2 protein-coding genes are annotated in these 13,569 nt (G+C 72.9%); both read left to right on the top strand.

Features of this window, described 5'->3' with window-relative positions; all coding sequences use genetic code 11:
• Positions 1 to 2 precede the first annotated feature (2 nt).
• The gene (locus SK854_RS04390; protein WP_319973638.1) at positions 3 to 5,249 is read left to right on the top strand and encodes a type I polyketide synthase; all 5,247 of its coding nucleotides are present in this window, start codon (positions 3 to 5) and stop codon (positions 5,247 to 5,249) included.
• On the top strand, positions 5,246 to 13,537 hold the full coding sequence (locus SK854_RS04385; RefSeq protein ID WP_406601722.1) for a type I polyketide synthase: 8,292 nt from the start codon (positions 5,246 to 5,248) through the stop codon (positions 13,535 to 13,537). The genes SK854_RS04390 and SK854_RS04385 overlap by 4 nt, the downstream gene beginning before the upstream one ends.
• Positions 13,538 to 13,569 lie beyond the last annotated feature (32 nt).

The following is a 13,569-nucleotide window of genomic DNA, read 5'->3' as shown; positions in this document are numbered from 1 at the left end:
CCATGTCCACCCCCGAAGCGCAGAACGTCGAGAAGCTGCGGGACTACCTGCGCTTCGCCACCACGGACCTGCGCGACACCCGCAAACGGCTCGCCGACCTCGAAGACCGGGCGCACGAACCGATCGCGGTCGTCGGCACCGGCTGCCGCTACCCCGGCGGGGTGCGGTCCTCCGCCGAACTGTGGAAGCTGGTCGCCGAGGGCGGCGACGCCGTCGGCGAGTTCCCCGCGGAGCGAGGCTGGGACGTCGAGACCCTCTACGACCCGGACCCGGACAGCCAGGGCACCACCTACGCGAGCGGCGGCGGTTTCTACCGCGACGCCGCGAAGTTCGACGCGGGCTTCTTCTCCATCAGCCCGCGCGAGGCCCTCGCGATGGACCCCCAGCAGCGGCTGTTGCTGGAGATCGCCTGGGAGGCCTTCGAGAACGCGGGCATCGACCCGATGTCGATGCGCGGCGAAGCGGCCGGCGTGTTCGTCGGCGGCGGGTTCTCCGACTACGGCGGCCCGATGCAGTCCGCACCCGAGGGCGTCGAGGGCCACCTCGTGACCGGCAAGGCCGGGAGTGTCCTTTCCGGACGGATCGCATACACGCTCGGCCTGGAGGGGCCCGCTGTCACAGTCGACACCGCGTGTTCGTCGTCGTTGGTGGCCGTGCACCTCGCGGTGCAGGCGTTGCGGCGCGGCGAGTGCACGGCGGCGCTCGCGGGCGGCGTGACCGTGATGTCGACCCCGGCCGTGCTGATCGAGTTCAGCCGCCAGCGCGGGGTCGCCGCGGACGGGCGCTGCAAGGCGTTCGCGAACGCGGCCGACGGAATGGGCCTGGCCGAGGGCGCGGGAGTCGTTCTGCTGGAACGGTTGTCGGACGCCGTCGCGAAGGGCCGCAGGGTGCTCGCGGTGATCCGCGGCTCCGCGATCAACCAGGACGGTGCGTCCAACGGCCTGTCCGCGCCGAGCGGCCCCGCGCAACGACGGGTGATCCGCCGGGCGCTCGCGGACGCCCGGCTCACCCCGGCCGAGGTCGACGTCGTCGAGGCGCACGGCACCGGCACCGAACTCGGCGACCCCATCGAGGCCCAGGCGCTGCTCGCGACCTACGGGCAGGCCAGGGCGGGCGCTCCGCTGTGGCTCGGCTCGGTCAAGTCGAACATCGGGCACGCGCAGGCGGCGTCCGGCGTCGCGGGCATCCTCAAGATGGTCGAGGCGCTGCGCCACCGCGAACTGCCCAAGACGCTGCACGTGGACGCGCCGTCGCCGCACATCGACTGGGCGTCCGGCGAGGTCGAACTGCTGACCGAGGCCCGGCCGTGGCCCGCAGCCGATCGGCCGCGGCGCGCGGGGGTGTCGTCGTTCGGCGTGAGCGGCACGAACGCGCACGTGATCCTGGAAGAAGCTCCGGAACACACCGATGTCGCGCCGGCTCGCAGCACGAGCGTGGTGCCGTGGGTGCTGTCCGCCAAGACCTCGTCCGCCCTGCGCGCCAGGGCTGGGCAACTGGCCGGGCTCGACGCCGACCCGGCCGACATCGGCTTCTCCCTGGCCACCACCCGAACCGTGCTGGACCAGCGTGCGGTGGTGTTCGGTGGCAGCCGGGACGAACTGCGGCGCGGCCTCACCGCACTGGCCGCCGGCGAACCGGACCCGGCGGTCGTCGAAGGCGTGCCGTCCGCGACCGGTGGTGTCGTCTTCGTCTTTCCCGGTCAGGGCTCGCAGTGGACCGGGATGGGCAAGGAGCTTCTCGGCTCCTCGCCGGTGTTCGCGGCCCGGATGCGCGAGTGCGCGGACGCCCTCAAGTCCTTTGTGGACTGGGATCTGCTCGACGTGCTGTCCGACGAGATCGAGTTGCGGCGCGTGGACGTCGTGCAGCCCGCGCTGTGGGCCGTGATGGTGTCGCTGGCATCGGTGTGGCGGGCGCACGGGGTCGAACCCGCGGCGGTCATCGGCCACAGCCAGGGCGAGATCGCGGCCGCCTGCGTGGCCGGCGCGTTGTCGCTGGAGGACGCGGCCCTGGTGGTCGCCATGCGCAGCCGCGAGCTGGCGAGCCTGGCCGGTGCGGGCGGCATGGTCTCCGTGGCCGCATCGGCCGCTGTCGTGAACGAACGCATCGCCGGCACCGGGCTGTCGCTCGCCGCAGCCAACGGGGCCGCCTCCTCGGTCGTCTCCGGAACTCCGGAAGCCCTGGACGACCTGCTCGCAGGCTGTGCGGCCGACGGCATCCGCGCCCGCCGCGTCCCGGTGGACTACGCCTCGCACTCCGGGCAGGTCGAGGCCATCGAGGAACGGCTCCTCGAAGTCCTGGAGCCGGTGCGGCCGCGAGCGGGGGAGTTGCCGTTCTACTCGACCGTCACCGGCCGTCCCGCGGACACCAGCCAGCTCGACGCCGGGTACTGGTACTGCAACCTGCGCCAGACCGTCGAGTTCGAGCAGGCGACCCGTGCCCTGCTGGCCGACGGTCACCGCGTGTTCGTCGAGTGCAGCCCGCACGCCGTGCTGACGACGGCCGTGCAGGAGACGGCGGGGGACCTGGACGTCGTCGCCGTCGGGTCGCTGCGGCGTGACGACGGTGGGCAGGAGCGGTTGCTGCGCTCGGTCGCCGAAGCGTTCGTGCGCGGTGTTCCCGTTGACTGGTCTGCCGCGTTCGACGGCGCGAACGTCGTGCCGCTGCCGACCTACCCGTTCGAGGGCGAGCACTACTGGCTCCCGGCGACGACCGCTGTCGCCGATCTCGGCTCCGCAGGCCTCACCGCGGCCGGTCACCCGCTCCTCGGGGCGGCCGTCGAACTGCCGGACGACGGCGGTTTCCTCTTCACCGGAAGGCTTTCCGCGCGTTCGCACCCGTGGCTGGCCGAACACACCGTCCACGGCACCGTGCTGCTGGTCGGCACGGCGTTCGTCGAACTCGCACTGCACGGCGCGGCCGAAGCCGGGTGCGCCGAGGTGGAAGAGCTCGCTCTGGAAGCGCCGCTCGTGCTGCCTCGGGACGTCGCGGTGCAGATCCATCTCACCGTCGGAGCGCCTGCCGAGGACGGTCGCCGGGCCATCGCGCTGCACTCGCGTCCCGAGGACGACCCGCTCGCGGAGTGGACGCGGCACGCCGCCGGGTTCGCCGCGCCGGGAGATTCCAGTCCTGCCAGTGGGCTCGTCGTGTGGCCGCCGTCGGACGCCGAACCGGTGCAGCTCGATGACGTCTACGGGCGTGCGGCCGAACGCGGGTTCGGCTACGGGCCGGTGTTCCAGGGTCTGCGAGCGGTGTGGCGGCGTGGCGACGAGGTCTTCGCCGAGGTCGCCCTGCCACGGGACCAGCACAGTGAGGCCGCGCGGTACGGCGTGCACCCGGCATTGCTAGACGCGGCGCTGCACGCCATCGCGCTCGGATCGCTGAACACCGAGGGCACCGGGCGGTTGCCGTTCTCGTGGACCGGGGTGCGCCTGCACGCGGCGGGCGCGACGGCGTTGCGCGTGCGGCTCGTGCGGTCCGGCGAGGAGACGCTGAGCGTCGAGGTCGCCGACTCCTCGGGTTCGCCGGTCGCGGCGGTCGACGCGCTCGTGTCGCGTCCGGTCGTGCCTGGCCAGGTGCGGACGGCCAGGCGCTCTGGTCCGCTGTTCCGCGTCGACTGGGTGCCCGCCACCGGACCGGCCGAGCCCTTGGACGCCGAGTTCGTGCCCGTCGCCTCGGGTGACGTCCGCGAGGTGCTCGGTGGGGTGCTGGCTCAGGTCCAGGCGTCCCTTGACGAGGAACGCCGGCTCGCGTTCGTGACGTCGGGCGACGACATCGCCGTCGCGGCCGCCTGGGGTCTCGTGCGTTCGGCCCAGGCGGAGCACCCCGACCGGTTCGTGTTGATCGACCTGGAACACCCGGACGACCCGATCCCCGCGCTGCCGGTCGGTGAAGACCAGATCTCCGTCCGAAATGGACAGATCTGGGTGCCGCGCCTGGCTCCGGTGCCCGCTGAGCCCGTGGAGCCGAAGGCGTTCGACGGCAGCGTGCTGATCACCGGCGGTACCGGAACGCTCGGCAGGCTCGTCGCCGGGCACCTTGCCCGCCAGGGTGCCCGCCGGTTGGTGCTGGTGAGCCGCCGCGGGTACGCCGCTCCCGGTGCCGCGGACGTCGTGTCCGGCCTGACCGAGCTGGGTGTCGAAGTGACCGTGGTGGCCTCCGACGTCGCCGACCGAGCCCAGCTCGCCGAGGTTCTCGCCGCCGTGCCGGACCTGTCCGCCGTGATCCACACGGCGGGCGCGCTCGACGACGGCGTCGTTGAAACCCTTACACCGGAACGGATCGACGCCGTACTGCGCGCGAAGGTCGACGCGGCGTTGCACCTGGACGAGTTGACGCGGGATCGGGAGCTGTCCGCGTTCGTCCTGTTCTCTTCCGCGGCAGGCACTTTCGGCACGCCCGGCCAGGGCAACTACGCCGCCGCCAACGCCTGCCTGGACGCGCTGGCCCGCCGTCGCCGGGCCGCGGGGCTGCCCGCGCAGTCGCTCGCCTGGGGGCTGTGGGCCGACACCAGCGAGCTGACCGGCACGCTCGGCCGGACCGGTCAGGACCGGTTGCGCCGCAACGGATCGCGGGCGTTCACCGCCGAGGACGGCTTGGCGGCGTTCGACCTCGCCGTCGCGAGCGGGGAGCCGGTGCTGGTCCCGGTTCAGCTCGACCCGGCCGCGCTGCGTCCGCGTGCCGACCAGGTCGTGCCGCCGCTGCTGCGCGGCCTCGTCCGCACGCCGGTCCGCAGGAGCGCGGCCGGCGGAGACGCCTCGCTGCGCCGCCAGCTCGCCGGTCTCACGCCGGACGAGCGGGACCGGGTGCTGCTGACTTTGGTGCGAGCCCAGGCCGCAGCGGTGCTCGGGCACGCGGGTCCCGGCGTGATCGAGCCCGGCCGCGGTTTCCTCGACCTGGGCTTCGACTCGCTGACCGCGGTCGAGCTGCGCAACCGCCTGCAGACCGCCACCGGCCTGCGGCTGCCAGCGACGCTGGTGTTCGACCACCCGACGGCGACCGCGCTCGCGGCGTTCCTCGCCGAGCGGTTCGGCACGGACGGCACGCCGGCGTTCGCCCCCGCACTGGCCGAGCTCGGCCGCCTCGAAAACCTGTTGTCGCCGTTCGCCGGCGACGACACCGCCCGCGCAGCGATCACGTTGCGCCTGAAGGACTTCTTGTCGCGGTGGAGCGACACGACCGCGGTCGACGACATCGACACGGCCTCGGACGACGAGCTGTTCGGCGTCCTCGACGAGCTGCGGATCCCGTGACCCACCCCGACCGCGAACCCAGGAGCCACCGCATGTCGAACGAACAGAAGCTGCGCGACTACCTCAAGCAGGCCGCCAAGGACCTGCGCGAGGCCCGCGGCCGGGTGAACGAGCTGGAGGAACGCGACCACGAGCCGATCGCGATCGTCGGGATGAGCTGCCGTTACCCCGGCGGCGTCACGTCGCCCGCCGAGCTGTGGCAGCTGGTCGCCGAGGGCGCCGACGCCATCTCCGACTTCCCGGACGACCGCGGCTGGACCGCCGACGACGTCTACGACCCCGACCCGGACGTGCCCGGCAAGTCCTACGTGCGGGAGGGCGGGTTCATGTCCGCTCCCGCCGACTTCGATCCCGGCTTCTTCGACATCAGCCCCCGCGAGGCCCTCGCGATGGACCCGCAGCACCGGCTGCTGCTGGAGACGTCCTGGGAGGCCTTCGAGAACGCCGGGATCGACCCGGCGACCGTGCGCGGCCACCGGATCGGCGTCTACGCGGGCGTGATGTACCAGGACTACGCGGCGCGGCTGACGTCCGTGCCGGAGATCGTCGAGGGGTACCTCGGCAGCGGCAACGCGGGCAGCGTCGCCTCCGGGCGGGTGGCCTACACCTTCGGTTTCGAGGGCCCGGCGATCACCGTCGACACAGCCTGCTCGTCGTCACTGGTGGCGTTGCACCTGGCCGTGCAGTCGCTGCGCCGCGGCGAGACCACGATGGCGCTGGCCGGTGGCGTCACGATGATCGTGACCCCGGCCGGGTTCATCGAGTTCAGCCGTCAGCGCGGACTCGCCCCGGACGGCCGCTGCAAGTCGTTCGCCGCCGCGGCCGACGGCACCGCGTGGGCCGAGGGCGTCGGGATGCTGCTGGTGGAACGGCTGTCCGACGCCCAACGCCTCGGCCATCCCGTGCTCGCCGTGGTTCGCGGCACCGCCGTCAACCAGGACGGCGCCAGCAGCGGGCTGTCCGCGCCGAACGGGCCCGCGCAGCAACGGGTGATCCGGGCGGCGCTGGAGAACGCCGGGCTCGTTCCGTCCGATGTGGACGCTGTGGAGGCGCACGGCACCGGCACCGTCCTGGGCGACCCGATCGAGGCGCAGGCGGTGCTGGCGGCGTACGGGCAGGGCCGGGAACGGCCGTTGTTGCTGGGCTCGCTGAAGTCGAACATCGGTCACACGCAGGCCGCCGCGGGCGTCGGTGGCGTGATCAAGATGGTCGAGGCGATGCGCCACGGCGTGCTGCCGAAGACCCTGCACGTGGACTCGCCTTCGGCGCACGTGGACTGGGAGGCGGGCGCGGTCTCGTTGCTGACCGAGGCGGTGGACTGGCCTTCGACCGGTCACCCGCGTCGCGCCGGGGTGTCGTCGTTCGGCGTCAGCGGCACCAACACGCACGTCGTCCTGGAACAGGCCCCGGACGTCGAGGTTCCGGCGCCCGGTGAACCGCCTGCGGTGCTGCCGTGGGTCCTTTCCGGACGGACCGAGGCCGCGTTGCGCGCTCAGGCCGTGCGCCTGGCGGACGTCGACGCGGATCCGGTGTCATTGGCGGCGGCGCTGGCGACGACCCGCGCTGCTTTTGGTGAACGGGCGGTCGTGCTCGGGGACACCCGCGACGACCTGGTCTCCGGGTTGCGCGCGATCGCCGCGGGGGAGCCGGCGCCGTCGGTCGTGCGGGACGCGGTAGCGGCGGGAGACGTCGCCTTCCTGTTCACCGGGCAGGGGTCCCAGCGCGCCGGGATGGGTCGCGAGCTGCACGCGGCGTTCCCCTTGTACGCCAAGGCCTTCGACGAGATCTGCGCGGGCTTCGACCCGAGGGTGCGGGACCTGGTCCTCGACGGGGGAGCGGACCTCGACCGCACTGAGTTCGCCCAGCCGGCGCTGTTCGCAGTCGAGGTCGCGCTGTTCCGGCTGATGGAGTCGTGGGGTGTACGGCCGGAGTTCCTGCTCGGGCACTCGATCGGTGAGATCGCCGCCGCGCACGTCGCCGGGGTGTTCTCCCTGTCCGACGCGCAGATGCTCGTCACGGCACGCGGGCGGCTGATGCAGGCGCTGCCGGCCGGGGGCGCGATGGTCGCGGTCCGCGCGACTGAGGAGGAGGTGCGGGCCGAGCTGTGCGAAGGCGTTTCGATCGCCGCCGTCAACGGCCCGCGATCCGTCGTGCTGTCCGGCGACGCTGACGCGGTCGCCGAGGTCGCGGCCCGTTTCGGCAAGGCCAAGGCTCTCACCACCAGCCACGCGTTCCACTCGGCCCTGATGGATCCGATGCTGGCCGGGTTCCGCGCGGCCATGGAAAAGATCACCTTCACCGAGCCGCGGATCCCGTTGGTGTCCAACGTGACCGGCGCGCTCGCGACTCCGGGTCTCGTCACCGATCCTGACTACTGGGTCCGGCACGTCCGTGAGGCGGTCCGCTTCGCCGACGGTGTCACGGCACTGCACACCGAGGGCGTCCGGACGTTCCTCGAACTCGGGCCGGACGGCGTGCTGAGCGCACTCGCCCAGGACTGCCTGCCGGACAGCGCCGCCGCCGTCGCGGTCCTGCGCGCCGGACGGCCCGAGGTGCGGTCGGCCGTCGCCGCGCTGGCCCGACTCCACACGCGAGGCGTCACGCCCGACTGGGCCGCCTATTTCGCCGGCAGCGGGGCCCGGCGGGTCGATCTGCCGAACTATCCCTTCCAGCGCACGCGCTTCTGGCTGGAGGCGACCGGGTCGAACAGTTTCGTCGAGCCCGCCGCAAAACCCGAGCCGACCCGTTTGGGCGCGCGGCTGGCCGGAATCCCCGCCGGCGAACGGATTCGGGTGCTGACCGACCTGGTCCGCGGTCAGGCGGCGGTCGTGCTCAACCACGAGACCGCCGACGAGGTGCGCGCGGACCGGCCGTTCAAGGAGCTGGGCTTCGACTCGCTCACCGCGGTCGAGCTGCGCACCCTGCTGGCCACCGCGGTCGGGCGCGAGCTGCCCGCCACGCTCGTCTTCGACCACCCGACCCCGCTGGCGCTGGCCGCGTTCCTCGACGCCGAACTGTCCGGTGTGGACACGTCCGCGGCCGTCGAGACCGTTCAGGCCAACGACGAACCCATCGCCATCATCGGTATGAGCTGCCGGTATCCGGGTGGCGTGAACTCGCCGGGCGACCTCTGGAAGCTGGTGTCCACCGGTACCGACGCCATCTCGATGTTCCCCGACGACCGCGGCTGGGACGTCGACGCCGTGTTCGACCCCGACCTGTCGAGGCCGGGCACCACGTACTCGATCGAGGGCGGGTTTGTCACCGGCGCGACCGACTTCGACGCCGGGTTCTTCGGGATCTCACCGCGCGAGGCGCTGGCCATGGACCCGCAGCAACGTCTGCTGCTGGAGGCGTCCTGGGAGGCGTTCGAGCACGCCGGGGTCGACCCGACGGGCCTGCGCGGGGCGAAGGTCGGCGTGTTCGCCGGAACCTCGGCGCAGGACTACAGCTCGTTGCTGGCCACCATTCCCGCCGAGGCCGAGGGGTACGTGGGCACGGGCACCGCGTCCAGCGTGATCTCCGGCCGGATCGCCTACAGCCTGGGCTTCGAGGGACCCGCGCTCACCGTGGACACCGCGTGCTCGTCGTCGTTGGTGGCGTTGCACCTGGCCGCGCAGGCGCTGCGTTCCGGCGAGTGCTCGATGGCACTGGCGGGCGGGGTGACGGTGATGTCCACCCCGGCCGGGTTCATCGAGTTCAGCCGTCAGCGCGGACTCGCGCCGGACGGCCGCTGCAAGTCGTTCGCCGCGGCCGCCGACGGCGTCGGGTGGTCGGAGGGCGCCGGGATGCTGCTGGTGGAACGCCTGTCCGACGCCCTTCGCAACGGTCACGAGGTCCTCGCCGTGGTGCGCGGTTCCGCGGTCAACTCCGACGGCGCGTCCAACGGCCTCACCGCGCCGAACGGGCCTTCGCAGCAGCGGGTGATCCGCCAGGCGCTGGCGAACGCGAGCCTGGCACCGTCCGATGTGGACGTCGTGGAGGCGCACGGCACCGGCACGGTGCTGGGCGACCCGATCGAGGCGCAGGCCGTGCTCGCGACCTACGGGCAGGGCAGGGAACGGCCGTTGCTGCTCGGCTCGCTGAAGTCGAACATCGGCCACACACAGGCGGCCGCGGGTGTCGGCGGTGTGATCAAGATGGTCGAGGCGATGCGCCACGGCGTGCTGCCCAAGACCCTGCACGTCGACGCACCGAGTCCGCACGTGGACTGGGCGACGGGCGCCGTCGAGCTGTTGAGCGAGGCCGTGGACTGGCCTCGAACCGATCACCCGCGCCGCGCCGGGGTGTCGTCGTTCGGAGTGAGCGGCACCAACGCGCACGTCGTCCTCGAAGAGCCGCCCGTCGCCGCCGAACCGCGGCGCGAGGAACCGCTGCCGGTCCTGCCGTTCGTGCTCTCCGGTCGCGACGCCGACGGCTTACGGGCGCAGGCGGCGAAGCTCCAGGCCGAGATCGGGCAGGACCTCGCCCCCGTCGACGTCGCGCACACGCTGGCCACCGGCCGCGCGGCCCTGGAACACCGGGCGGCGGTGATCGCGGCGGATCGTGACGAGCTCCAGAACGGCCTCGACGCTCTCGCTGAAGGCCGGCCGCACCGCTCGCTCGTGCAGGGGACGGAGGTGAGCGGTGGCGTCGCGTTCCTGTTCACCGGCCAGGGTTCCCAGCGCGCCGGGATGGGCCGGGAGCTGTACGAGACGTTCCCGGTGTACGCCAAGGCGTTCGACGAGGTCTGCGCCCACCTGGACCCACGGGTGCGGGAGATCGTCTTCGAGGGCGCACCGGAACTGGACGGCACGGAGTTCGCGCAGCAGGGGATCTTCGCGGTCGAGGTCGCGTTGTTCCGGCTGCTGGAGTCGTGGGGCGTGCGCCCGGACCTCGTGCTCGGCCATTCGGTCGGGGAGATCGCGGCGGCGCACGTCGCCGGGATGCTCACCCTCGACGACGCGGCCACGCTGGTGACCGCGCGCGGACGGCTGATGCAGGCTCTTCCCGAGGGCGGCGTGATGATCGCCGTGCAGGCGTCCGAGGAGGACGTTCTGCCGTTGCCCGAAGGCGTTGCGCTCGCGGCGGTGAACGGACCGAACGCGGTCGTGCTGTCCGGAGAGGAACACGCGGTCACCGAGATCGCGAAGAAGTTCGCGAAGACCAAACGGCTCAACACCAGCCACGCCTTCCACTCCGCGCTGATGGAACCGATGCTGGCCGAGTTCGCCGCGGCACTCGACGGCCTCACGCCCGCCGAGCAGGTGATCCCCTTCCTGTCCACTGTGGAGGGAGGCGGCGGCGGCTCGGTGGCCTACTGGGTGCGGCAGGTCCGCGAGGGCGTCCGGTTCGCCGACGCGGTCGCGGCGGCGAAGGAACAGGGCGCGCGGACGTTCGTCGAGCTCGGCCCGGACGCGGTGCTGTCGGCGATGGTCGAGGACGCGATCCCGGTGCTGCGGGGCGGTCACGACGAGGTTCGGACGGCCGTCGGCGCCCTGGCGCGGCTGCACGTCCGCGGCGTCACGCCCGACTGGGCAGCCGTGTTCACCGGCAGGCGCGTCGGGCTCCCGACGCAGGCGTTCCGGCGGGACCGGTTCTGGGTGGAGCCCTCCCAGGCAGTGGACGTGACCGCCGCCGGACTGGCGGCGGCGGAGCACCCGCTGCTCGGCGCGGCCGTCGAGCTGCCCGGCACCGGCGGCTGCGTGCTGACCGGGTCGCTCTCGGTGCGGACGCATCCCTGGCTGGCGGACCACGCCGTGCAGGACACCGTGCTGCTGCCCGGCACCGCGTTCGTCGAACTGGCACTGCGCGCCGCCGACGAGGTCGGCTGTGCGGCGATCGAGGAACTGACCCTGGCCGCTCCACTGGTCCTGCCGCCGCGGGGCGCGGCCCGCATCCAGGTGGCCGTCGGCGCGGCCGACGACGCGGGCAAGCGGCCGATCACCGTGCACTCCGCCACCGGCGACGAGGAGTCGTGGAGCCTGCACGCCACGGGCACCCTCACACCGGACGAGCCCGGCCCGATGCCGGGTCTCGCGGTCTGGCCACCGGACGGTGCGACGGCCATCGACGTCACCGGCCTCTACGACGGCCTGCAGGACAACGGGTTCGGCTACGGTCCCGCGTTCCAGGGCCTGCGCGCGGCCTGGTCGCTCGACGGCGCCGTCTTCGCCGAGGTCGCGTTGCCGGACGGGCAGCGGGACTCGGCAGGGAGGTTCGGGCTGCACCCCGCGCTGCTCGACGCCGCCCTGCACGCGGTCGGGCTCGGTGACTTCGTCACCGCGAAGGGCCAGGGGCACCTGCCGTTCTCGTGGTCGGGGGTCGCCCTGCGCACCTCCGGCCCGGCGAGCTTGCGGGTGCGGCTGGCGCCGGTCGGGCCGGACACCATCAGCCTGACCGTCGCCGACGGCGCGGGCAGGCCGGTCGCCTCGGCGGACTCCTTGCTGCTGCGCGCGATCTCCGCCGGTGGCATCGAAGCCCGGCGCGAACACCACCGATCGCTGTTCCAGGTGGACTGGGCGCCCGCCGCCACCGCCGCCGTCACCCCGGCCACCCGTGCGGTCATCGGCGACCTCGCACTGGCAGCCGCGGTCGACGGCGCGAAGTCCTACGACACCCTGGCCGATCTCCCGGAGCCGACCCCGGACCTCGTGTTCCTGCCGGTCAACGGCGACGACGTCCACCGCGTCACCACCGGCGTGCTCGCGGCCGTGCAGGACTGGCTCACCCGAGCCGACGGCCGCCTGGTCGTCGTCACCCGCGGCGCCGAACGGGAGGTCACCGACCTCGCCGCCGCGGCGGTGTGGGGTCTGGTGCGCACCGCCCAGGCCGAGAACCCCGGCCGGTTCACGCTGCTCGACCTCGACGGCGAACCTGACGGCGCGCAGATCCTCGCGGCGCTCGAAGGTGGCGAACCGCAGGTGCTGCTGCGTGGCGGCGAGACCCTCGCGCCCCGCCTGGCCAGGGTCGCCGTACAAGAGGAGACACCGCGGGCGTGGAATCCCGACGGCACTGTGCTGATCACCGGTGGCACCGGCACGCTCGGCGGTCTGCTCGCCCGGCACCTCGCCACCACCGGTGTCCGGCACCTCGTGCTCGCGGGCCGGCGCGGCCAGGACACCCCCGGCATCGCAGACCTGGTGGCCGAACTGGACGTTCTCGGCGCGAAGACGTCGGTCGTGGCGTGCGACGCGGCCGACCGCGAGGCGCTGAAGACGCTCCTGGCCGGGATTCCCGCGGAGCACCCGCTGACCGCCGTGGTGCACACCGCGGGTGTCCTCGACGACGGCGTGCTGGCCTCGCTGACGCCGGAGCGGTTCACGACCGTGCTGCGGCCCAAGGCGGACGCGGCGTGGCACCTGCACGAGCTGACGCGGGACCTCGACCTCGCCGCGTTCGTGCTGTTCTCGTCGGCCGCGAGCACCCTCGGCAACGCCGGACAGGCCAACTACGCCGCCGCCAACGCGTTCCTGGACGCGCTGGCCCGGCACCGGCACGCGCAGGGCCTGCCCGCGACGTCGCTGGCGTGGGGCCTGTGGGAACAGTCGAGCGGGCTGCTCGGCGAGCTCACCGACGTCGACCGGAAGCGGATGAACCGCGGCGGGTTCGGCGCGCTGGCCACGAAGAACGCGCTCGCCCTGTTCGACACCGCGCTGAGCACCGCGCAGCCGGTCCTGCTTCCGATGGAACTGGACATCCCCGCGATGCGGACGCGGATCGGCAGTGGCACCGTGCCCCCGCTGTTCCGCGGCCTGATCCGCGCGGCTCGACGCCCGGCGGCCGCTCCCAGCGAGGACGCGCTGCTGGCCGGCGTGCCCGCCGAGGAACGGGAAGCCGTCCTGCTCGACCTGGTCCGGACGCAGGTCGCGGCCGTGCTGGGCCACGCGTCGGCCGACGCGGTCGACCCCGAACGGGCGTTCAGCGACTTCGGGTTCGACTCCCTCAGCGCGGTCGAGCTGCGCAACAACCTGGCCGCCACGACCGGACTCCGGCTGCCCGCGACGTTGATCTTCGACTACCCGAACCCCGTGGTTCTCACCGGCTTCCTCCTCGCGGAACTGGGCAGCGGGGACGCCACGGAGGCAGACCCGGCGCTCACCGCGTTGGCGCAGCTCGAAGCCGGTCTGGCGGACGTACGACCGGGCGAAACGACCCTGACGGTTCTTAGAACCCGATTGGAAGTGCTGCTTGGCAGCCTCTACCCGCAGACCGGTGACCAGGGCGGCGCGGTGACCGACGGGGGTCTCGACACCGCCACGGACGAGGAGCTGTTCGCACTGATCGACCAGGACTTCGAGGTCCACTGATCGGCCGTCCGCCGGCCCCACCGATCCACCGA

This window comes from Lentzea sokolovensis, from assembly GCF_033949975.1.
GTDB classification, from domain to species: domain Bacteria; phylum Actinomycetota; class Actinomycetes; order Mycobacteriales; family Pseudonocardiaceae; genus Lentzea; species Lentzea sokolovensis.
This window is presented reverse-complemented; position numbering and strand designations above follow the sequence as displayed.